Origin of the sequence: Microvirga terricola (assembly GCF_011777495.1) — a bacterium.
Taxonomy (GTDB): domain Bacteria; phylum Pseudomonadota; class Alphaproteobacteria; order Rhizobiales; family Beijerinckiaceae; genus Microvirga; species Microvirga terricola.
The window spans coordinates 162,909-184,375 of the sequence record NZ_JAATJS010000001.1; the positions used below are offsets into that span (position 1 = coordinate 162,909).

Annotated in this window: 18 protein-coding genes; 11 read left to right on the forward strand and 7 right to left on the reverse strand. The window is 62.7% G+C overall.

What is annotated here, in order from left to right:
* Window positions 1-292: 292 nt before the first annotated feature.
* A complete protein-coding gene (locus HB375_RS00780; protein WP_167671043.1) occupies window positions 293-1,198 on the forward strand; it encodes a DUF4167 domain-containing protein in 906 nt (301 codons plus the stop codon).
* 63 nt (window positions 1,199-1,261) lie between these two features.
* Here the strand turns inward: HB375_RS00780 and HB375_RS00785 are convergent, their stop codons facing one another.
* Together HB375_RS00785 and HB375_RS00790 are read right to left on the reverse strand one after the other, a co-directional pair.
* Window positions 1,262-2,032 (reverse strand): MOSC domain-containing protein, encoded by a 771-nt coding sequence (locus HB375_RS00785; protein WP_167671045.1) that lies wholly within the window; start codon window positions 2,030-2,032, stop codon window positions 1,262-1,264.
* Between the two features lie 49 nt (window positions 2,033-2,081).
* Window positions 2,082-2,408 (reverse strand): hypothetical protein, encoded by a 327-nt coding sequence (locus HB375_RS00790; protein WP_167671047.1) that lies wholly within the window; start codon window positions 2,406-2,408, stop codon window positions 2,082-2,084.
* A 182-nt stretch (window positions 2,409-2,590) separates the two neighbouring features.
* Here HB375_RS00790 and clpB point away from each other — a divergent pair, with 182 nt between their 5' ends.
* The 3 genes from clpB (at window position 2,591) to HB375_RS00805 (ending at window position 6,805) form a co-directional block, all read left to right on the forward strand.
* Window positions 2,591-5,215, forward strand: coding sequence for an ATP-dependent chaperone ClpB (gene clpB / locus HB375_RS00795; RefSeq protein WP_167671049.1), 2,625 nt, complete (start codon window positions 2,591-2,593; stop codon window positions 5,213-5,215).
* A 222-nt stretch (window positions 5,216-5,437) separates the two neighbouring features.
* On the forward strand, window positions 5,438-6,520 hold the full coding sequence (locus HB375_RS00800; RefSeq protein WP_167671051.1) for a TRAP transporter substrate-binding protein: 1,083 nt from the start codon (window positions 5,438-5,440) through the stop codon (window positions 6,518-6,520).
* 120 nt (window positions 6,521-6,640) lie between these two features.
* Window positions 6,641-6,805 carry a hypothetical protein gene (locus tag HB375_RS00805; RefSeq protein ID WP_167671053.1) on the forward strand — a complete coding sequence of 55 codons (165 nt, stop codon included), beginning with the start codon at window positions 6,641-6,643 and terminating at the stop codon, window positions 6,803-6,805.
* A 53-nt stretch (window positions 6,806-6,858) separates the two neighbouring features.
* Here the strand turns inward: HB375_RS00805 and HB375_RS00810 are convergent, their stop codons facing one another.
* The gene (locus tag HB375_RS00810; protein WP_167671055.1) at window positions 6,859-7,722 is read right to left on the reverse strand and encodes a DMT family transporter; all 864 of its coding nucleotides are present in this window, start codon (window positions 7,720-7,722) and stop codon (window positions 6,859-6,861) included.
* Window positions 7,723-7,883: 161 nt separating this feature from the next.
* On the opposite strand from HB375_RS00810, the gene HB375_RS00815 reads away from it, so the two are divergent.
* From HB375_RS00815 to HB375_RS00825, 3 genes are all read left to right on the forward strand, one after another.
* Entirely contained in the window at window positions 7,884-9,431 is a 1,548-nt protein-coding gene (locus HB375_RS00815) for a calcium-binding protein (protein WP_167671057.1), read from the forward strand.
* A gap of 623 nt (window positions 9,432-10,054) precedes the next feature.
* On the forward strand, window positions 10,055-11,869 hold the full coding sequence (locus HB375_RS00820) for a calcium-binding protein (RefSeq protein WP_167671060.1): 1,815 nt from the start codon (window positions 10,055-10,057) through the stop codon (window positions 11,867-11,869).
* 177 nt (window positions 11,870-12,046) lie between these two features.
* Window positions 12,047-12,901, forward strand: a complete 855-nt coding sequence (locus HB375_RS00825; RefSeq protein WP_167671061.1) for a YihY/virulence factor BrkB family protein — start codon at window positions 12,047-12,049, stop codon at window positions 12,899-12,901.
* Window positions 12,902-13,384: 483 nt separating this feature from the next.
* Here the strand turns inward: HB375_RS00825 and HB375_RS00830 are convergent, their stop codons facing one another.
* From HB375_RS00830 to hpt, 3 genes are all read right to left on the reverse strand, one after another.
* Window positions 13,385-15,331, reverse strand: a complete 1,947-nt coding sequence (locus HB375_RS00830) for a bifunctional 2',3'-cyclic-nucleotide 2'-phosphodiesterase/3'-nucleotidase (RefSeq protein ID WP_167671062.1) — start codon at window positions 15,329-15,331, stop codon at window positions 13,385-13,387.
* Between the two features lie 112 nt (window positions 15,332-15,443).
* Window positions 15,444-16,598, reverse strand: coding sequence for a trans-sulfuration enzyme family protein (locus HB375_RS00835; protein WP_167671063.1), 1,155 nt, complete (start codon window positions 16,596-16,598; stop codon window positions 15,444-15,446).
* A gap of 48 nt (window positions 16,599-16,646) precedes the next feature.
* Window positions 16,647-17,213, reverse strand: a complete 567-nt coding sequence (gene hpt / locus HB375_RS00840; protein WP_167671064.1) for a hypoxanthine phosphoribosyltransferase — start codon at window positions 17,211-17,213, stop codon at window positions 16,647-16,649.
* A 389-nt stretch (window positions 17,214-17,602) separates the two neighbouring features.
* Between hpt and ftsE the strand changes: the two genes are divergently transcribed.
* From ftsE to HB375_RS00860, 4 genes are all read left to right on the forward strand, one after another.
* On the forward strand, window positions 17,603-18,226 hold the full coding sequence (gene ftsE, locus HB375_RS00845; protein WP_246728326.1) for a cell division ATP-binding protein FtsE: 624 nt from the start codon (window positions 17,603-17,605) through the stop codon (window positions 18,224-18,226).
* Between the two features lie 5 nt (window positions 18,227-18,231).
* On the forward strand, window positions 18,232-19,197 hold the full coding sequence (locus HB375_RS00850) for a cell division protein FtsX (RefSeq protein ID WP_167671065.1): 966 nt from the start codon (window positions 18,232-18,234) through the stop codon (window positions 19,195-19,197).
* Window positions 19,198-19,305: 108 nt separating this feature from the next.
* Complete coding sequence (locus HB375_RS00855; RefSeq protein ID WP_246728281.1) at window positions 19,306-20,037, forward strand: YdcF family protein; 732 nt, start codon at window positions 19,306-19,308, stop codon at window positions 20,035-20,037.
* Between the two features lie 51 nt (window positions 20,038-20,088).
* Complete coding sequence (locus HB375_RS00860; RefSeq protein ID WP_167671066.1) at window positions 20,089-20,853, forward strand: lysophospholipid acyltransferase family protein; 765 nt, start codon at window positions 20,089-20,091, stop codon at window positions 20,851-20,853.
* 13 nt (window positions 20,854-20,866) lie between these two features.
* Here the strand turns inward: HB375_RS00860 and HB375_RS00865 are convergent, their stop codons facing one another.
* Entirely contained in the window at window positions 20,867-21,394 is a 528-nt protein-coding gene (locus HB375_RS00865) for a gamma-glutamylcyclotransferase (protein WP_167671067.1), read from the reverse strand.
* Between the last annotated feature and the right edge of the window lie 73 nt (window positions 21,395-21,467).

The window sequence follows — 21,467 nt, forward strand, 5'->3', positions numbered from 1 at the left end:
CGGGACTAGACATCGTCCTCGGTCTGAGCAAATCGGCGGTCCCTTTTGAGGAACAGGCCGGAAGACCAAACGATATCAATCGCGCAGGCAGGGGCTTTTTGAACAGCCGGGCGCGATCATCTGAACCCGACACTGAAGGATGGCCAGGCCTCAAGCTATGGCTGAACATCAGACGGTTGCCACGCGAACGGTGGGCGATAAGCCCGTTCGGTGAACATTGGCTTGCATCGCGTGGGCCTTAAGGAACCAGCGAGGGTCGTAGACCAGAATGAGACCAGGACAGAACAGGCGTATGCGCGGTCGTAACCGCAACAATAACAACAAGGGCCCGAACCCTCTGACCCGGAGCTACGAGTCGAACGGCCCGGACGTGAAGATTCGCGGCACGGCTCAGCATATCGCCGAGAAGTACAGCCAGCTCGCGCGCGATGCGCAGGCCAGCGGCGACCCGGTGGCGGCAGAAAACTATTTCCAGCACGCCGAGCACTATTTCCGCATCATCGCCGCGGCACAGGAGCAGCTGCGCGAGCAGTACGGCTATCAGCAGCGCTTTGACGACGAAGGCGACGAGGAGGGCTTTGCCCAAGGCGACCGCCCGAGCTTCGAGCGCGCCGGCATGGGCGGCGACGACGCCGATCTCGGCTCCCAGCCGCAGCCCTACGAGAGCCGCCCTGAAGGCGAGCGCCCTGCCCGCTTCGAGCGTGGTGACCGTCAGGATCGCGGCGAACGCCACGATCGCGGAGATCGGCAGGAGCGCGGTGACCGTCAGGACCGTGGCGATCGTCAGGAGCGCGGCGACCGGCGCGAGCGCTTCCAGCGCGATCGCGGCCCCCGGCAGGATTTCCAGCGCGACGAGCAGCAGCCCTTCGAGCGCGGCGAGCGTCCTGACCGCCAGGAACGTCCTGACCGCCAAGAGCGCCAGGATCGCGGTGGCCGTGGCGATTTCCGCCGTGACCGCCGTCGCGACGAGGGCGAAGCGGGCGATGCCGGCGGTCTGCCGGCCTTCCTGACCAACCCGGTGCGCGCTCCGGTTTCGGTCGAGATCGAGGAAAAGACCCCGGCTCCGCAGGACGTCGCGAACGACGAGGGCGAGGTTCGCCCGCGCCGCCGCCGCCGCACCCGTCAGGAGATGGAAGACGACGCCCGCGCCAAGGCGGATTTCAGCGGCGACGACATCAAAACCCCCGCAGCCGAATAAGGCGCGAGGGCAATCGCAAGACCATGAAGGGAGGGCTTTGCTCTCCCTTTTTGTTGTCCGAACCTACGCCTGCTCGGGCGTGAAGCTGTCGCCTTCCGCAATCCGGCCGCCGGAGAGAACCTCGGCATAGACGCCGCAATCCACATGGCCGAAGCCCTTCATCAGGCCTTTGGGGATCTGCAGGTCGCGTAGACCCGTCGCGGGATCGACGGTGGTGGCAGCGCAGCGCTCGATCCGCTTGATGCCGCGCAGGCGGATGCCGGACGGGCTGACGATCACACGGTCCACAAGGTCGAATTCCTGCCAGGGCGCGAGGCCCTCCACGTGGACATTGCCCCGGAACCGCAGAGGATCGACGGGCGCGCCGATAGTCTCTTCCAGCGCCCGCACGCTCGCCAAATTGATGATCGACACGAAGCCGCGCCGTGAATCCGTGAAACGGATGCCCTCCGGGGCCGCCAACACCTTCGGCGCGCCGCGCAATTCCTTCGGCATGAAGCGGCGGATGAAGGCCTCAACGGCGAGCCGCCCCTCCCGGGTCGACAGATCGCCCCGCGCCACCTCGCGCCCGCCCTCCTCGATCACGAGCGTCGTCGCCTCATCGAGATAGCGGGTCTTGAGCTGCGCCAGGCTGGCGTTGCGCATCAGCATCAGGAACTTGTCCTTGGGCTGATGGATCGGGTTTTTCGGGTCGAAGCCCGCCGGGCCGTTCTCGATGGCGAAGATGCGGTCGGCGGGAAAATGGCGGCCCGCGATGAGGTCCGCTGAGGGGAGCTGTTCGGGCGAGAGGCCCTTGACGGGATAGCGATAGAGAGCGGCGATGCGAATGGTCATGCCACATCGCTAAAACCGTGTGTCGCGGGACGCAAGAACGGGCGGCGGCTTATTCCTTCGCCCGGGAGAGCACATCCTCGTCGGAGGTTGAAGATTGCTCCTCTTCCCCCTCTTCCGGGTAAACGGGGACCACACCGCTCGGAGGGATGGTGCCCGTGCCGGTCGAATCGCCGTCGTCGCGCTCGATCTCAAAGGCTTCCATGCTCTGCTCGAGATCGGCTTCAACCTTCGCCTTTTCGGTGGTGTCGCCAAAGGTTTTCGGCGTCACCGAGGGCTCCCGCTCCACCGGGCTTTCCGGCACGGCCATGCCGAGCGCGTCGTTGCGCGCCAAGTCCGCGCGGGCCTTTTCCGCTTCGGAGCGCGGATCGCGTACCATCGCAAAAACCTCCTTTGCTGCTCGAAGGGTCAATGATGGCGCTTGGAGGCTGGTTCCTCCCCCTTGTTGTGACCGATTGGCCCCACCAACTAAGGTTCAGCGGATGCTTCGCAGGAAGGTCCGACATCGCAGGGTACGGGCGGGCCTCAAAGAGGACGTGCGGGCCCCAGAAGGGATGAGACATGAATTTTGAAAAGTATACCGAGCGCGCGCGCGGTTTCGTGCAGGCCGCGCAAAACCTCGCCATGCGGGAGGGCCACCCGCAACTGGCTCCCGGCCATCTCCTGAAAGTGCTGCTCGACGACCCCGAGGGCCTCTGCTCCGGCCTGATCGACCGCGCGGGCGGCAGCTCGCGCGAGGCGCGCTCGGCGATCGAGCAATGGCTCGCCAAGCAGCCCAAGGTCTCCGGCGCTGCGGCCCAGCCGCAGGCGACGCGCGACCTGATGCGCTTCTTCGACTCAGCCGAGAGCGCTGCGGAGAAGGCAGGCGATTCTTACGTCACCGTGGAGCGAATGCTTCTCGCGCTCGCCGTCGACAAGGATTCGGAGGCTGGCAAGATTCTGGCGAAGGCCGGGGTGACGCCGCAATCGCTCAATGCAGCCATCAATGCCCTGCGCAAGGGCCGCACCGCCGACAATGCGACGGCGGAGAACGCCTATGAGGCGCTCAAAAAATATGCCCGCGATCTCACCGAAGCAGCGCGCGACGGCAAGCTCGATCCGGTGATCGGCCGTGACGAAGAAATTCGCCGCACGATCCAGGTTCTGTCGCGGCGCACGAAGAACAACCCGGTTCTCATCGGCGAGCCCGGCGTCGGCAAGACCGCCATCGTCGAGGGACTCGCGCTGCGCATCATCAACGGTGACGTGCCAGAGAGCTTGAAGGACAAGCAGTTGCTCGCCCTCGACATGGGCGCACTGATTGCCGGCGCAAAGTATCGCGGTGAGTTCGAGGAACGCCTGAAGGCCGTGCTTACCGAAGTCACGGCGGCAGATGGCGGCATCATCCTCTTCATCGACGAGATGCATACGCTCGTCGGCGCAGGAAAAGCCGATGGCGCGATGGACGCCTCGAACCTCCTGAAGCCCGCGCTCGCGCGCGGCGAACTGCACTGCGTCGGCGCGACTACGCTCGACGAATACCGCAAGCATGTGGAGAAGGACGCCGCGCTCGCTCGTCGCTTCCAGCCGGTCTTCGTCAGCGAGCCGACCGTGGAAGACACGGTGTCGATCCTGCGCGGCCTGAAGGAGAAGTATGAGCAGCATCACGGCGTGCGCATCACCGACTCGGCGCTCGTGGCGGCTGCGACCTTGTCTAACCGCTACATCACCGACCGCTTCCTGCCGGACAAGGCCATCGATCTCGTCGACGAGGCTTCGTCGCGCCTGCGCATGCAGGTCGATTCGAAGCCAGAAGAGCTTGATTCCATCGACCGCGAGATCGTGCGCTTGAGGATCGAAGCCGAAGCTCTGAAGAAGGAGACCGACGCCGCATCCAAGGACCGCCTCCAGCGTCTGGAGAAAGAACTCGCGGAGTTGCAGGAGCGCTCGGACGCCATCACCGCGCGCTGGAAATCCGAGAAGGATAAACTCGGTCGCGCGGCAGCATTGAAGAAGAAGCTCGAGGATGCGCGCAATGAACTCGCCTCGGCGCAACGTCAGGGTCAGTATCAGCGCGCGGGCGAACTGGCCTACGGCATCATTCCGCAACTGGAAAAGGAACTCGCCTACACCGAAGCCGCCGAAAACGGCTCAGGTCTGATGGAAGAGGCGGTGACGCCCGACCATGTGGCGCAGGTCGTCTCCCGCTGGACCGGCGTTCCCGTCGACAAGATGCTCGAAGGCGAGCGCGAGAAACTTCTTCACATGGAAGACGAACTCGGCAAACGCGTCATCGGCCAGCGCGAAGCGGTGGAGGCGGTCTCGACCGCCGTGCGCCGCGCGCGTGCCGGCTTGCAGGACCCGAACCGGCCGCTCGGCTCGTTCATGTTCCTCGGCCCCACAGGCGTCGGCAAGACGGAGCTGACGAAGGCGCTCGCCGGCTTCCTGTTCGACGACGACACCGCGCTCGTGCGCCTCGACATGTCGGAATACATGGAGAAGCATTCGGTCGCTCGCCTCATCGGCGCGCCCCCCGGCTATGTCGGCTATGAGGAAGGCGGCGCGTTGACGGAAGCCGTGCGCCGCAGGCCCTATCAGGTCGTGCTGTTCGACGAGATCGAGAAGGCGCATCCGGACGTGTTCAACGTGCTGCTGCAGGTGCTCGACGACGGACGTCTCACGGACGGACAGGGCCGCACGGTCGACTTCCGCAACACGCTCATCATCATGACCTCGAATCTGGGCTCGGAATATCTCGTGGCGCAGAAGGAGGGCGAGGATACGGATGCGGTGCGCGGCGAAGTGATGGCGGTGGTGCGCTCGCATTTCCGCCCAGAGTTCCTCAACCGCGTGGACGAGATCATCCTCTTCCATCGCCTGAAGCGGACCGAGATGGGCGCGATCGTCGATATCCAGCTCCAGCGGCTGCAAAAGCTTCTGGAAGACCGCAAGGTCACGCTCGATGTGGACGCTGAAGCGCGCGACTGGCTCGCCGACAAGGGCTACGACCCCGCTTACGGCGCGCGACCCCTGAAGCGCGTGATCCAAAAGAACGTGCAGGACCCGCTGGCGGAACTGATCCTCTCCGGCGAGGTCAAGGACGGAGAGACCGTGAAAGTGCATCTCGGCCCCATGGGCCTGATGATCGGCGATGTCAGCGTCGGCAAGGAAGCCAAGAGCGCACCTGAAGGCGTGCGGTTGAACTGATCGTCTCGTTGCAAGCGACAAATCGAAATGGCCGGGCTCGCTCCGGCCATTTTCATGTGACGCGCGAGCTCTTTCTTTGCAGCGTCATTAGGCGAAGGTTGCAGATGCAGCGCCGTCATACCTGCCCCGCCCCGTATGCACGATGACTTGGTTGCGCCTCCCCCCTTTATGGATTGTTCAGCCACGCTGGCAGAAACGTAACAAAGGGACGAGGAAACACCCATGGACAGAAGAAAAGTGCTGAAAGGTGCCGGGCTTGCGGCTATGGCGGGCGCAGTCGCCTCCCCTGCCATTGCGCAGGCGCAGCCCGAAATCCGCTGGCGCATGGCGTCGAGCTACCCGAAAAGCCTCGACACGCTCTACGGCGCGGGCGACATGATCGCCAAGCGCGTGGCGGCTGCAACCGACAACAAGTTCCAGATTCAGGTCTTCGCCGCAGGCGAGATCGTGGGTCCGCTCCAGACCCTCGACGCGACGCAGAACGGCACGGTCGAATGCTCCTACACTCTGTCGAGCTTCTTCATCGGCAAGGACCCGACCTTCATGTTCGAGACCTCCGTGCCGTGGGGCATGAACGTGCGCCAGCATAATGCCTGGATGTATTACGGCGGTGGTCTCCAGCTCGTGCGCGAGTTCATGAAGGACTATGGCGTCATGCCCTTCCCGGCCGGGCAGACCGGCGCGCAGATGGGCGGCTGGTTCCGCAAAGAGATCACCTCCATCGACGATCTTAAAGGCCTGAAAATGCGCATCGCCGGCATGGGCGGCCAGATCATGGCGAAGCTCGGCGTGGTGCCGCAGGTTCTGGGCGCTGGCGACATCTACCCGGCGCTGGAGCGCGGCACGCTCGATGCGGTCGAGTTCTCAGGCCCCTACGACGACGAGAAGCTCGGCTTCGTGAAGGTCGCCAAGTATTATTACTATCCCGGCTTCTGGGAAGGCAGCGCGCAGCCTTCGCTCTATGTGAACATGGACAAGTGGAACGCGCTGCCGGCGCACTACAAAGCCATTCTGGACGCGGCTTGCGCGGAAGCGAATGCGATGTGCGTGGCGAAATACGACGCCGAAAACGCCGAAGCGATCCGCCGTCTCGTGGCGCAGGGCGCGCTGCTGCGCGCCTTCCCGAAGGACGTGATGGAGCAGAGCTACAAGGAGGCGTTCAAGCTCTATAACGAGATCGCCGCGTCGAATGCGAAGTTCAAGAAGATCTACGATTCCTGGAACGCCTTCCGCGAGAAGGAACTCACCTGGTTCCGCATCGCGGAGCTGCCCTTCGACTACTTCGTCAATTCGCAGCAGCGCTAAGCAGTGACAACGACAGGCGGCGCAAGAACCTGCGCCGCCTCCTTCATGCTCTCTCGGGATCGAAGCTTCGCTTTCTGCGTTTCTCTTCCATCAGGCTTTTTGCTGATTGGGAGAGAAGGGATGAAGGAAAAACGCAAAAACCGAAAAGAGACGCCTCGAAAGCGCGAGACGCGGGACAGGACACTGCCGGAAAATTCGCAGGAAGCGCTGGACCGCCGGCTCGACGAGGCGGAAGAAGAATCCTTTCCGGCAAGCGACCCCGTTTCCGTGCGCATCACGAAATAGGTTTTGGCCTTGTCGCGAAACCCCAGGCATCCCGCCTGGGGCTTTCTTTTTGCTTACCCGCGACTTGCCACGGCAACACCCAAGGCCGCGCAGGCCATGCCCGCCATCTGAACGAGACTCAAGGTCTCGCCGAAGATTGCGAAGGCCATGAGCGCGGCAACCGGCGGCACGAGATAGAGCAGCGTTGCGACGCCGACTACCGCGCCCTGGCGGATGAGGAAGAGCAGAAGTCCAATCGCGCCGATGGAGAGGCCGAGCACCGCCCAGGCGAGCGCGCCGAGAAGCGGAAGCGTCAGTTCCATGTGGCCCTGTTCCGATAACAGCACCATCGGCACGGTGACGGCCGCCGCGCCCATGTACTGGATGATGGCGTTCACCCGCATGTCGAGCGCGCCGCCGGTCCGCTTCTGCCAGATGGTGCCGAATGTGATCGAGAGCATAGCGAGAACGGAGATGCCGAGCGCCAGCGGAGGCACCCCGCCTCCGAGCTTCGGCAGCACCACGAGCGCCGCCCCAAAAAACCCAAGGCCGATGCCCACCCAACGGCGCGGAGTGACGTGCTCGCCGAGAAGAGAACCCGCAAGCAGGCCCGTCACCAGCGGCTGCAACCCCGCCACGAGGGCGGTGATCCCCGCCGGCAGCCCTTGTTTGACCGCCCAGAAGACCCCGCCGAGATAAAACCCGTGCAGCAGGATGCCCGCCACGAAGCTGTTGCGCCAATCGCGAGCGTTTATCGGCCAGGGAGCCCGCGTCGCCATCACCAGCAGGGCCAGCACGAGGATCGCCAGCACATAGCGGACCAGCAGAAAGGTCAGCGGCTCCGCATAAGGCGCAACGGTACGCGCCACGATGAAACCCGTCGCCCAGATGACGACGAAGAGCGGCGGGGCGAGGCGGGCGAGGAGATTGGAGGGCATGGGAGAGGCCGACACGAGATATTCTTATTTCTTACGCTGCGTTCTGCCGCCTGTCGATCCGCGCTCCGCCGCCCGGGAAAGTCGACGGGGAACGCCCTAATAGATTCAGATTACTGAGAAATTCTCATTGAGAAGCCTTCACACGCCACCCATCGGCAAGTGTGCTGAAGCACAGCCACCAGACATATGATGATATTTCGTATGTTAAACGTTACGCAATAACCGACAACAACCTCGAAGGCGGCAAGGGCGACGACACGCTTATCGGCGGCGGCGGAGCCGATACCTTCAACGGCGGGGAAGGCTTCGATGTCGTCTCCTACGCGGCTGCAACCGATGCCGTCTCGGTGAATCTGAATCCTCAGAACGACTTGGTCGACGAGGGCGCGAACGATAAGTTCATCAGCATCGAAGGCGTCATCGGATCCGCCTTCAACGATACGCTCATCGGTAATAGCAGGCTTGGCGACCTGCTGATCGGCGGCGCCGGTGCCGACAGCATCGTCGGCGGCGGCGGGGATGACACTATCGAAGGCGGAGCCGGCGCGGATACCATGTTCGGCGGCGACGGCATCGATACGCTTTCCTACGAGCACTATGCTCCGGCTACCGGCACGGTGGGCGTGAATGTGACCCTTCAAAACCCCGGCCTTGAGGGTACCGGCGCCGGCGTGGGCGATCATTCAGGCGACCACTTTAAAGACTTCGAATATCTTCTGGGCTCGGCCTTCAACGATCAGCTCAGCGGCAACAACGTCGCCAACAGCATCAACGGTGGCGCCGGCAACGACACGTTGGCCGGCAAGGACGGCAACGACACCTTGGTCGGCGGCCTGGGTGCCGACAATATGAATGGCCAAGCGGACAACGACCTCTACTTCGTCGACAACGCACTCGATTATCTGCGCGACGGCGGCGGTCAAGGTTACGATACCGTGATCACTAGCGTGACCTTCGATCTCGCAGCACGAGGCAATGCGGAGATAGAGGTTCTGAAGGCCATAGACGGCAACAACAAGATCGACCTTTACGGCAACTACCACACCAATCTCATCATCGGAAACGATGCCGACAACATCATCGACGGCAGAAGTGGCGCCGACATGATGCAAGGTGGCAGTGGCAACGACACCTACTATGTGGACAACGCGGGCGACAGCATCATCGAAACCGCGACGGGCGGAACCACGGACAAGGCTCTCACCACCGTGAGCTACACGTTGGCGGCCTATGTCGAGAACTTGACGGCGCTCGGCTCCTCGTCGATCCGCTTGACCGGTAACGCCAGCAACAACGTCATCACCGGCAATTCCGGCGCCAACACCATCAATGCCAGCTCCGGAAACGACACGCTTTACGGCGGCGCAGGCAAAGACACGCTGTCCGGCGGCACGGGCAAGGATGCCTTCGTGTTCAACACGAAGCCGTCTTCCTCCAACATCGACAAAGTCGCCGACTTCATCGTGAAGGACGACACGATCCAACTGGCCAAAAGCACCTTCACGAAGGTCGCGAAAAAGGGCGTGCTCGCCAAGGGAGCCTTCTGGACCGGCGCTACCGCGCACGACAAGGACGACCGCATCATCTACGACAAGGCGAAGGGCGTTCTCTACTATGACGCCGACGGTATTGGCGCAGGCAAGGCAGTCGCCTTTGCGACCATCACCAAGGGCCTCACGATGACTTACGCGGACTTCCTGGTCATCTAACGTCCGGCCCTCCGATTAATCTGAAAAAGGCCTCCCTTGGGAGGCCTTTTTTACGGCCGCACCCGGCATCGCGATGCCTGACAGCAGGGCCATGCGACATGGGCCAGAAACCGCAACGCCCATGCCATTCGCTCACCGAACAAGGCCTACGACACAAGCAGCCAGAGCAACGACGTGGGACGGGCGAGAACATACCTGAGCTGATGCGTTGCCTCGGACCAGGTTCAATTCTTGAGAGGAGGATTAGCTTTGTCGCTGCGCCTTCCCAACGGGCAATGATCTAGCGGCTTGCCGGGCTTAGATTTCCCAAGCCGCACGTGCGTTTTCGCACGGCCCGAACGCGGCATTTTACGTTGCTCCCTATTTGCAGTCCCGCCTTCGCACCCAATGCCGAGGCGAATTAAGTCCCTTTGGCATCATCCTTTTTCGACTTCGCCGGGGAAAGGGGGCAACGCCGCCTCAGGCCGTTTCACGATCTCTTAACGCATCTCCGCAAATGTTTCGTTGTTGCAATAGTACAACATAGCGCATAACTAGCGGTGCGTTTCCCACTGAGTCGTCTCAGTTACCCTTGGCCAATCTTCTAAATCATACCTCCCACGCGGAGCCTTGTGAGGACCACGATGAGCAACACGACCTATCTCGCCGATCCCGCCAACCTGAGCATTCTCTATGCCGAGACGGCATCGAATGAAGGCTTCCTCGGCCTTACTGGCAAACTCAATGTTGTCTCGTATGCCATATCGACCGGCACGGTAAAGGTTAGTCTCCAGGGGGCTTTTGCCGCTTATGGTGAAGCGAATGGCGACACCTACACCGACATCGACGGTCTGATCGGCACGAGCAAAAACGATTGGCTCGGCGGCAACGCCAACGCCAACCTTCTCCGCGGCGGCGCTGATAATGACTTCCTCTGGGGCATGGGCGGAGCCGATACGCTCGAGGGCGGCGACGGCTGGGACACCGCATCTTATTCCTATGCAGCGGCTGGCGTTACGGTGAATCTTGGAGGTCTGTACGGGATCCTCAACACGGGCGAAGCCGCAGGCGACGTTTTCGACTCAATCGAGGGCTTGCTCGGATCAGCGCACGACGACCTACTCATCGGCGACGCGAAAGATAACAAGCTTGAGGGCGGATTCGGCAGCGACACGCTGATTGGCGGCGCAGGTGCTGACCGGTTTTATGGAAGCTTCGAGACTGATCAGACGGATAGCGGCATCGATGTGGTCACTTATCAATATGCCGCGTCTGCCATTTCCTTCGACATGACCTACTCCATCGTGGAGGTTGGTGAAGCCGCGGGCGACAGGTTTACGAGCATCGAAAAGGTGATCGGCTCCGACTACAACGACACCATGGGCGGCAACATGCATGCCCAGACTTTCGTGGGCGGCGCAGGCAATGATGAGTTCTGGGGCTATAACGGAGCCGACAGTCTCGACGGTGGCGATGGCATCGATTGGGCTTGCTATGAGCTGAACAGTGCTGCCGTCGAGGTCAACTTGGAGACCGGGCTCGGCAAGGGCGGCCAGGCCGAAGGTGATGTTCTGACCAAAGTTGAGGCGCTGCGGGGCACGGCGAACGGCGACAAGTTCATCGGTAACTCTGAGGCCAACATCCTCGATGGCCGCGCAGGCGCGGACACCATGAGCGGCGCTGCGGGCGACGACACGTACTACGTCAACGAAAGTGGCGATCTGGTTGAGGAAGGTTTCAACGAGGGCACCGATCGCGTGTTCACGGAAATCAGCTACACTCTCGGCACGAATGTCGAAAACCTCACGGCTCTGGCCGGCAAGCCGCAGGCCATTCAGCTTACCGGCAATGCGTTGAACAACAACATCGTCGGCAATGAGAACGATAATATCATCATTGGCGGCGCTGGCGCCGATACGATGCAAGGTGGGGTCGGTAACGACACTTATTATGTCGATGATGTGGGCGATGTCATCATCGACACATCGGGCACCAACAAGGTGGTGGCCATCGGCTCGGCGGCGATCAACCTGACTGGCGGCAAGCTGAATGACACGCTTACAGGCAACGCGGGAGCGAACAAGATCGCAGGTGGACTGGGCAAGGATGTCCTCACCGGTGGTGCAGGCAAGGACATCTTCGTGTTTAACACCGCGCTGAACGCCAAGACCAATGTCGACAAACTCGCCGACTTCAACGTCAAGGACGATACGATCTGGTTGGAGAACAAGATCTTCACCAAGGTCGGCAAGGGCTCGGTCGCAAAGCCTGGAAAGCTCAACAAGGCCTTCTTCACCGTCGGCGACAAGGCTAAGGACGCGAACGATTACATCGTCTACAACAAAACCAAGGGCATCCTCTACTACGACGTCGACGGATCGGGAGCGAAGGCAGCGGTAGCTTTCGCTACCGTCAAGAAAGGTCTCGCGCTGACCTCGGCCGACTTCCTCATCATCTGAGCCATCAGCACGACACTTAAGGAAAGGCCTCCTTCGGGAGGCCTTTTCATATAGGGAGGCCAGAGGATTTCTGTGGCAGACTTTCGGAAGGCCCGAACCTGCTGGTAGCATGAGGCACGTGCCCCTTGCCCATGCCAGCCCTTACGCCATCTCCAGCCGCGTAGAGAAGGATCCCTTTTGAACCGTTCGCGCTTCGCCCTCGAGATCGTCGCGATCGCTGCTAATCGCTTCCTGCGGCATGATGCCTGGGCCATCGCCAGCCATATCGCGCTCTCGATGCTGACATCGCTGTTTCCCTTCCTGATCCTGCTCACGGCAGTCGCGGGCCTTTTCGGCAGCGCTTCGCTTGCGGACAACGCCGCCGAGATCATTCTGGAAGCCTGGCCGAAGGAAATCGCCGAGCCCATCGCAGGCGAGATCCACCGCATCCTCACCGAGCGACAGGGTGGCGTCTTCACTCTCGGTCTCGTCCTCGCACTCTATTTCTCCTCGAGCGGCGTCGAGAGCCTGCGCGTCGGCCTCAACCGCGCCTACGGCGTGCGCGAGACACGGGCGTGGTGGCTGACGCGGCTCGAATCCATCGCCTTCGTCATCGGCGGTGCGTTCGTGATGCTCGCGCTCGCCTTTCTTCTCGTGCTTGGCCCCTTCGTCTGGCGCGCGCTCTTACGCTGGGTGCCGGCGCTGCAAACCTTCGGCGGCGTCATCGATTTCCTGCGCATCGGCATTGCGACGCTCGTCTCCGTGGTCGGCTTGCTCGCGGCCCACAAATTCATTCCTGCGGGGCAGCGAACCTTCCGCTCGGTGCTGCCGGGCGTCGGCGTCACGCTGGTGCTTTGGCTTCTCGGCGGCCTGGGGTTCAGCTGGTATCTCGAATTCTTCCCCGCGGCTTACGCCTCCACCTACGGCGGCCTCGCCACCGCGATGGTCGTGCTCATCTTCCTCTACACACTCGGCGCGATCTTCCTCTTCGGCGGCGAGCTGAACGGCACCATCATCGCCGCGCGACGCCTGCACCTCGATCGGCAGAACTGACCGGCACAACAAGACTCGGCGCGGCGTTTCAAGCCCAAGCGAGGGACGGGAAGATCGAGTCTCGCCTGTGCGGCAAAGCACATCGCCATTTCAGAGACTGTTTAAACGTTACGCAATAAAGTACGTTGTCTTCCGATTCGGGCTTGGTGAGAGCTGCGGACACGCGCCGGACACCCCGCCCCCAACTCCGACCCTCGTCTCCTGGCGCCCGAGACCATGCGTCTTGGGCCGGGAGTCCTGCGGTTGCTCGCGACCATCACCAAGGGCCTCAAGATGACCTACGCGGACTTCCTCGTCATCTGACCTTTTGCCATCTCTTCGAAAGAAAAAGGCCTCCTCCAGGAGGCCTTTTTTGTGGCCGATATCCGCTGCGACCGGTGCACCACGTCTAGTGCAGAGGAGGACCTCTCACGACGTTCACCATCGCCAAACGAAAACGGCCGGGCGAGTGCCCGGCCGTCTGACGATCTTGAACCCGATTTATCAGTTCGAGACGCGATACTTGATGAAGCCTTCCGGCGCGTCGCCCAGCTTCTCGACCTTGATGCCGGCCGGCTGATAGGCGGCGGCGTTCGGGCCGGTGGTGAAGGTCGCGGTGACGTTGGCGGGGATCGCCAGCGACCACGAACCATCGGCCTTCGGCGCGACCGTCTTGCGCTCGATGATGAAGCGCATGATCGCATCGCGCGTGAGGTCAGGTGCCTCGAACACGATGGTCTTTCCGTCGGCACCGGGGAAGTTGCCGCCGCCGCCTGCGCGGTAGTTGTTGGTCGCGACGATGAAGACCTGATCGTCCGTCACCGGCTTGCCGTTGTAGGTCAGATCCTTGATACGGTGCGCATCCGGCGCGATGACCTTGCCGTTGTCGTCGTAGCGCGAGGCTTGTGTCGGATCGATCTTGTATTGCACGCCCGCGATCACGTCGAAGTTATAGGCCGGGAACTTCTGATTGATGAGGTCCTGCTCGCCGCTCTTCGACGCGTCGATCTGGTTGAACACGCCAGCCGAGCGTTCCAGCCATTCGCGCACCTGCGCGCCGGTGACTTTCACCGCGCGCACCGTGTTCGGATAGATGTAGATGTCCGCCATGTCCTTGATGGCGAGCGGGCCGGGCTTGATGTCGGTGAAGTAGTTCGGGCCGCCGCGTCCGCCGGCCTTGAAGGGCGCGGCCGCGGAGAGCAGCGGCAGGTCCTTGTAAGGCGTGTTTTTCAGAAGATCGGCCACGTACCAGGCCTGCGCCTCGGCGACGATCTTCACGGAGGCATCGTCGGCGACGAGAGAGAAATACGAGTGAATCGGAACCGACGTGGTGCCGACAGCCTCGCGCACGTATTTCAGCGCGCCGTCATGATCACCCTGAACGGCCGCAATGACAGCTGCTTCCGATTCCACCTTCGGCACGATCTTGCGGTCGACGCGATCATAGATCGGGCGCGCCTCGGTGCGGAAGGTCGCGACCTTCCAGGTGTCGCTGGCCTTGGTCAATTCGAGATCGACGATGCCGAGGTGGCTGCCCCAGAAACCGGCCATGACCGCCGGCTTGCCGTGCAGCGTGCCCTTCTCCACATCGACGCCGGGAATGTTGGCGAATTCCTTGCCGCCGGGGAACACGAAGTGCTGGTGGCCGGTGAAGATGACGTCGATGCCCTCGACCTTGGCGAGGTGCAGCGCGGCGTTTTCCTCACCGCCCTTGCGCTCGCCGCCCGCGATGCCCGAATGGCAGAGCGCAACGACGATGTCAGCGCCAGCCTTCTTCAGGTCAGGAACATGCTTGTTGGCTGCATCGACGATGTCGACAGTTGTCGCCTTGTTGTCGAGATGCGCCTTGTCCCACTGCACGATCTGCGGCGGCACGAAGCCGATCACGCCGATCTTCAGCTTGTGCTTCGCGCCGGCCTCGTCGACGAACTCGCGGTCGAGGATGAGCCAGGGCTTCAGCAGCGTCGAGCCATCGGCCTTGATGACGTTGGCGCAGACCAGCGGGAATTTCGCCGTGCCGAGCGAGTTCTGCAGGTACTCGAGGCCGTAGTTGAATTCGTGGTTACCGAGCGTGCCGCAATCGTAGTTCAGGGTGTTCATGGCGGCGACCATCGGATGGACGTCGCCGTTCTTCATGCCACGGCGATAGGCTACGAAGTCGCCGAGTGGGGAACCCTGGATCAGGTCGCCATTATCGAACAGCATGCTGTTCTTCGCCTCGGCCCGCGCCGTCTTCACGAGGGTCGCCGTGCGCGCCAGACCGACCGTGTCGTCAGCGGCATCGCGATAATAGTCGTAAGGCATCACGTTGACGTGGAGATCCGTCGTCTCCAGCACGCGCAGCTTGATGACCGGATCGCCCGCAAAAGCGAATTTCGGCAGGCCTGCAACGGCAGCCGCGGCCACACCCGTCTGGAGGGCTCTACGGCGAGTAATCAAAGTCCCTGACATGGTCTCATTCCCCTGGCGAAACAGCGTTCGCTCCCGCCTGAGGGAACACGAAATTTGTGACAAGATCAATAATAGCCGCCTAATGGTTTCCGCGAGTTGCGGGGCAACCTTCTCAGGCGGGTTTCAGGGCCTCGTCGAGATCTCGGTAAAGGTCTTCCACGTCCTCGATGCCTGTGGACAAGCGCAGGAGATCCGCGGGGCACGGTGTGCCCGGCCCCTCGATGGAGGCGCGGTGCTCGATGAGGCTTTCCACCCCACCGAGTGAAGTCGCACGTTTCCAGAGGCGCACTCGCGCCGCCGTGCGGATCGCGGCCGCTTCCCCTCCGGTCAGCTGGATCGACAGCATGAAGCCGAACCCGCCCTCCATCTGCCGGGCGGCGATGTCGTGGCCGGGATGCTGCGGTAGGCCGGGATAGAGCACGCGCGCGACCTTGGGATGGACCGAGAGGCGCACGGCCAGATCCATGGCGCTCTTGGTCTGGGCGGCGGCGCGCAGATGCAGGGTCCGCATTCCACGCATGAGCAGGTAGGCCTCGAAGGGGCCGAGAATCGCGCCTTGCATCTTGCGGATGGAAACCACCCTCGCCCAGAACTCATCCGCCTTCGCGCCCGCAAGCGCGCCCGCGACCACATCGGAATGCCCGTTCAGCACCTTGGTGGCCGCGTGCATGACGATGTCGGCGCCGAGCGTCAGGGGCCGGGTGTGGAAGGGCGAGGCGGTGGTGGAATCGACCGCGAGACGCGCGCCCGCCTCATGGGCGATTGCCGCGGCGCCTGCGATGTCGGTGATCGTCCAGAGCGGGTTGGAGGGCGTCTCGATCCACACCAGCTTGGTGCGCCCCGGCTGAACCGCCGCACGCAAGGCATCGAGATTGTCCGTTTCCGCAAAATCGACGACGAGGCCCCAGCGGACGGCTTCCGTCATCAGCCAATTGCGGAGAGCCCAGTACATGACCTTGGAGGCGACCACATGATCGCCGGGATTCAGCGCCTGGAAGACGGCAGTCGCCGCCGCCATGCCGGAGGAAAACAGGAGCGCACCGGCCTCGGCGTCCTCCAGCATCGCCAGCACCTCTTCCGCCTCGCGGATGGTGGCGTTGTCGGGCCGGCCATAGACGAAGCCGGAGGAATAGGCGTTGTCCTCATCGCGGATATAGGTCGTCGCCACATGGATCGGCGGCACGACCGCCTTCGTGATCGGGTCCACATGGCCCATGGCCTGGGCGGCGAGGCTGCGTTTCGACCAGCTGGAGCGCGACGAGGACATGAAGAACCTCCGGGAGGCGGTTTTGGGGGCTTAGGCGACTGCCCGCCTTTAAGCCTTATCGAACAAATCGGGGTCCTGATTCGCGTGGTCGACCACGCCGACGAAGGGCAGCTGGCGGTATGAATGGGCGACATCCATGCCGTAGCCGACTACGAACAGGTCCGGGCAGGTGAAACCGACGAAATCGGCCTCGATGCTGACCGCGCGCTTGCCGGGCTTTTCCAGCAGCACCGTAGTCAGAACCCGCTTCGCGCCGCGCGCCATCAGCAGATCCTTGGCGAAAGTGACCGTGCGGCCGGATTCGAGAATGTCATCCACGAGCAGAATGTCGCGGCCGCGCACGTCGCTTTCCACGTCGCGCAGGATCGTCACATTCCCGGTGGACACCGTGCCGTCGAGATAGCTCGAGAGGTGCACGAACTCGACCTGGGGCTCGAGACCGACCCGGTGCAGCGCGCGAAGAAGGTCCGCCGCGAACATGAAGCTGCCCTTCAAAACGGCGACGACGAGCAGGTTTTCAGGGTTCGAGCGCGCGATGTCCTGCGCCAGTTCCTCATTGCGCTTGGCGATGGTTTCCTCGTTGAAGAGAACCCGAATACGCGGCGTGCCAGTCATCGTCAGTCCGTCCAAAAGGTGATGCGGCTTGTTACGTAAGCCGACGTAAGATCTTTTCTCTCCCTTTCACGACCATGGCCAGACTGCGAAGTCAAACGGACTCAGTGCCTCTCGCCCAAAATCCCGAGCGGTTCATCCTTGAGAAAAGATCCGATAGCATCGCGAAGACTGTTGCCTGCGCTCCTACAGCCGCTGGAATTTTATTGTCTTGTTGAGGATTAAGAGGCGATAAGCGAAACGAATTGGCACCCGGCGGCCCGATCCGCCGGTCACACTTGAAGCGATAAGGAATGGCCCAGGGGCGTGTGAAAGCGTTATTCGACACCGGTTTCGAGGAAGGCCCGGCGCCAGCCGCCGTGCACTTCGAGAATGTGGGCGTGCGCTACGGCATGGGGCCCGAGGTCCTGCGCGACCTGACCTTTTCCATCGAGCCGAATTCGTTCCAGTTTCTCACCGGCCCCTCCGGCGCGGGCAAAACGACGCTGCTGCGGCTGATTCTGCTCTCGGTCAAACCGACGCGGGGATTGATTTCACTCTTCGGCGAGGATGTCTCCCGCATCTCGAAGGACGAGCTGACCGATCTGCGCCGCCGCATGGGCGTAGTGTTTCAGGACTTTCGCCTGCTCGACCATCTCACGACCTATGAGAACGTCGCTCTGCCCCTGCGCGTCCAGGGCAAGGAGGAGACGAGCTATCGCAACGAGGTGGTCGAACTTCTGCGCTGGGTGGGGCTGGGCGACCGGATGCACATGCTGCCGCCGGTTCTCTCCGGCGGCGAGAAGCAGCGTGCGGCCATCGCCCGGGCGCTGATCGTGCGTCCCGACCTGCTTCTGGCCGACGAGCCCACCGGCAACGTGGACCCCTCGCTTGCCCGCCGCCTGCTGCGCCTGTTCATCGAACTCAACCGGCTCGGCACCTCGGTCGTCATCGCGACCCACGATTTCAGCCTCATGGATCAGCTCAGCGTGCGCCGCCTCGTGCTCGGCGACGGGCGGCTGCATATCGACGAGTGAGCGGGATGAAGCAGCCCCGCTCCACGCAGCCGGCAAAGCCTGAGGAAGGCCAACGCCCCCTCCCCGCGTCCTTAAGGCGCAATGCCCCGCTCGTTCCGGTGGATTCGGCGGGCGGGCAGGCCCTTGCCGCTGTGATCGCGATTCTCACCTTCCTCGCGGCCCTTTGCGCAGGAGGTGCGGAACTGGTGGCCACCAGTTCGTCCCAATGGCGCTCCGACATCGCCCGCGAGGTCACGATCCAGGTCCGCCCCAACGCCCAGCGGGCCATCGAGGCGGATGTCGACCGCGCCGTGGCGCTGGCGCGCCAGATGCCGGGCGTCGAACAGGCCCAACCCTTCTCGAAGACCGAATCCGAGCGCCTGCTGGAGCCCTGGCTCGGCACGGGGCTCGATTTCAACGACCTGCCCGTACCACGCCTCATCGTCATCAAGCTGAAAGAGGGAGCGAGGCCCGATTTCACGCCCCTGCGCCAAGCCTTGAAGGAGCAGGTGCCCGGCGCCTCGCTCGACGACCATGCGCTGTGGGTCTCGCGGCTTTCCACCATGGCCAACACCATCATCGGGGTTGGGACCGTCCTGGTGATCCTCGTACTCGTGGCGGCAGGCCTCGCGGTCACGTTTGCGACAAGGGGCGCCATGGCGGGCAACCGCGAAGTGGTGGACGTGTTGCATTTCGTGGGCGCGAACGATGATTTCATCGCCAAGGAATTCCAGCGCCGGTTCTTCGCGCTCGGCCTGCGCGGTGCGGCTGTCGGGGCGGGCGTCGCGCTCGTTTTGACCACCATCGTCGGCTTCGTGACGAGTTCCTGGCGAGCAAGCCCGGCGGGCGACCAGATCGAAGCGCTTTTCGGCTCCTTCAGCATCAGCTGGCGCGGCTACTTTCTGGTTCTTCTCATCGCGCTTGCTGTCGCAGTGATCACCGGCATTGTTTCCCGGCTCACGGTACGACGTTTTCTTAACGAAAACGGGTGAGGATGATGGTTACCGTTAAGTGAAAGGGTTGCCACTCCGTTGCCGCATTCCGCACTATCCTCCGTCAAGATGACCTCGCGAACGCAGAGTTCGGCGACGCGGAACGCTATGGATCACACCGAGGCCTTGGGTTGGGGTTGGAACAATGCCGGATCGCCCCCTCTCCGGGCGCGGCGACCCTGGTTGAAGCTCGGCCTTTTGACCGGCCTCTATGCGGTCCTCACCTTCCTCGCCATCGGTTTTCTCGGCTTCCTTGCCTTCGTCTATTCCCTCGACCGATTCGAGCAGAAGCCCGAGACGCGAGCGGACGGCATCGTGGCGCTCACCGGCGGCGCGCAGCGCATCGGGGATGCCATCGACCTTCTTGCCAACGGCTACGCCAAAAGGCTTCTGATTTCCGGCGTCAACGAACGCACCAGCCGAGAGGAAATCTCTCGCCTCAATCCGGGCCAGCGGCGGCTTTTCGAATGCTGCGTGGACCTGGACTACCGGGCGCGCAACACCATCGGCAACGCCATCGAGACCCGGCGCTGGGCCGAGAGAAACCGTTTCGACGCCATCATCGTGGTGACTTCGAACTACCACATGCCGCGCACGCTCGTGGAGCTGGACCACGCCCTGCCAAACCTGCAAAAAATTCCTTACCCGGTCGCGGCGACCATCGACCCGCATGATTGGTGGCATAACCCGACCACGGCCAAGGTGGTGGCGTCCGAATACGTCAAGTTCCTGCTCGTCTGGCTCCGAACCCGGCTGGAGGACGACCCGGAATCCTCCGCGGTCGTTCACATCATCCACCAGCCCGTGAAGCAGGTGGTCGCGGAGCCGCAATCGCGCTAAAGTACTGGTAACGCGGAGCGCGAAGCTCCGCTTTTCTTTTGCCGCGAAGCCATGCTCATTCTCCGTTCCCTGCTGTTCAACGTCGCCTTCTATCTCAACCTGATCGGGTGGCTGATCCTGCTCATCCCGACCCTCGTTCTGCCCCGGCGGATCTTCATGCGCGGCGCGAAGCTCTGGGCAGTCTCATCCAACTGGCTCCTGCGGGTGTTGGCGGGAACACGAGTCGAGATCATCGGGCGGGAGAAGATTCCGCCGGGTGGCATCCTCGTCGCAGCCAAGCACCAGTCGCTGTGGGAGACCTTTGCGCTCCTGCCTCTCTTCGACGACCCGGCCTTCATCCTGAAGCGGGAGCTGATGTGGATTCCGTTCTTCGGCTGGTACACCTGGAAGGGCGGCTCCGTGCCCGTGAACCGCAAGAAGGGATCGCAGGCCCTCATTCAGATGATGGCGCGGGCGCATGAGGAAGCCGCTCACGGACGCCAGATCCTGATCTTCCCCGAAGGGACGCGGCGCCCTGCCGGAGCGCCCCCGGCCTACAAGGTCGGCGTCTCGCACCTCTATCGGAGCCTCGAGGTGCCCTGCCTGCCGGTCGCGCTGAATTCCGGCCTTTACTGGCCGCGCCGTCAGTTCATCCGCCGCCCCGGCACGATCCGCATCGAAATCCTCGACCCGATTCCGGCAGGCCTGCCGCGCGACGCGTTTTTCCAGAAGCTGCAGGACGAGATCGAGACGGCGAGCAATCGGCTTCTCGCTCAGGGACGCCGTGAACTCGGCCTCGACCCCGCGTCGAAACCCGCGAACCTCTCCAAAGCCTGACCTGGCAGGCTCTTCAGGCCAGCGAGGTCATGAGCCGCGCCAAAAGCGGATCGACCACGCCCATGCCGAGCAAATGCTCGTGGGTCGAGCGGACGTAATCCGGATTCGCCCCGGAGACGCCTCGGCCCTGGCGCACCAGCGTCAGTACTTCTTCAAACGCGAGGCGGCCGGCATATTGCTCATGCTTGCGGTCCACCACATAGGCCAGGGCCGTGACCGCGCGTCCGTCATTGAGGCGGACCGGCAGACGCCGTTCGAGATAGACCGCCGTCACCTGCTCGCGCTCGCGAAGGTAATGCACCGTCGCCTCGGCCTCCTGCGGGGTCACGCGGAAGGCAACCCCATGGCAGCGCCCGCCCCGGTCGAGGCCAAGAACCAGCCCCGGATTGTCGGGCGTACCGCGATGAACATGGGAGAAGACGCAGAGCGAGCGGTGATAGCCGGAGAGATGCGCGTGGCGGGTTTCCACGAAAGGAAAACCCGGACGCCACATAAGTGAGCCGTAGCCGAACACCCACAAATCGTCCGAAAGATCGCTCATTGCATCCGCCATGCCCGAACCTTGCCTGTTTCCGACGCTAGCCGTTACTAGAGCGTGTGCCGGGAAAGGGGAA

Coding starts and splice junctions, on each gene's coding strand:
- HB375_RS00780 (WP_167671043.1), top strand. CDS start 293: ATGCGCGGTCGTAACCGCAACAATAACAACAAGGGCCCGAACCCTCTG.
- HB375_RS00785 (WP_167671045.1), bottom strand. CDS start 2,032: ATGACCATTCGCATCGCCGCTCTCTATCGCTATCCCGTCAAGGGCCTC.
- HB375_RS00790 (WP_167671047.1), bottom strand. CDS start 2,408: ATGGTACGCGATCCGCGCTCCGAAGCGGAAAAGGCCCGCGCGGACTTG.
- clpB (WP_167671049.1), top strand. CDS start 2,591: ATGAATTTTGAAAAGTATACCGAGCGCGCGCGCGGTTTCGTGCAGGCC.
- HB375_RS00800 (WP_167671051.1), top strand. CDS start 5,438: ATGGACAGAAGAAAAGTGCTGAAAGGTGCCGGGCTTGCGGCTATGGCG.
- HB375_RS00805 (WP_167671053.1), top strand. CDS start 6,641: ATGAAGGAAAAACGCAAAAACCGAAAAGAGACGCCTCGAAAGCGCGAG.
- HB375_RS00810 (WP_167671055.1), bottom strand. CDS start 7,722: ATGCCCTCCAATCTCCTCGCCCGCCTCGCCCCGCCGCTCTTCGTCGTC.
- HB375_RS00820 (WP_167671060.1), top strand. CDS start 10,055: ATGAGCAACACGACCTATCTCGCCGATCCCGCCAACCTGAGCATTCTC.
- HB375_RS00830 (WP_167671062.1), bottom strand. CDS start 15,331: ATGTCAGGGACTTTGATTACTCGCCGTAGAGCCCTCCAGACGGGTGTG.
- HB375_RS00835 (WP_167671063.1), bottom strand. CDS start 16,598: ATGTCCTCGTCGCGCTCCAGCTGGTCGAAACGCAGCCTCGCCGCCCAG.
- hpt (WP_167671064.1), bottom strand. CDS start 17,213: ATGACTGGCACGCCGCGTATTCGGGTTCTCTTCAACGAGGAAACCATC.
- ftsE (WP_246728326.1), top strand. CDS start 17,603: ATGGGGCCCGAGGTCCTGCGCGACCTGACCTTTTCCATCGAGCCGAAT.
- HB375_RS00850 (WP_167671065.1), top strand. CDS start 18,232: ATGAAGCAGCCCCGCTCCACGCAGCCGGCAAAGCCTGAGGAAGGCCAA.
- HB375_RS00855 (WP_246728281.1), top strand. CDS start 19,306: ATGGATCACACCGAGGCCTTGGGTTGGGGTTGGAACAATGCCGGATCG.
- HB375_RS00860 (WP_167671066.1), top strand. CDS start 20,089: ATGCTCATTCTCCGTTCCCTGCTGTTCAACGTCGCCTTCTATCTCAAC.
- HB375_RS00865 (WP_167671067.1), bottom strand. CDS start 21,394: ATGAGCGATCTTTCGGACGATTTGTGGGTGTTCGGCTACGGCTCACTT.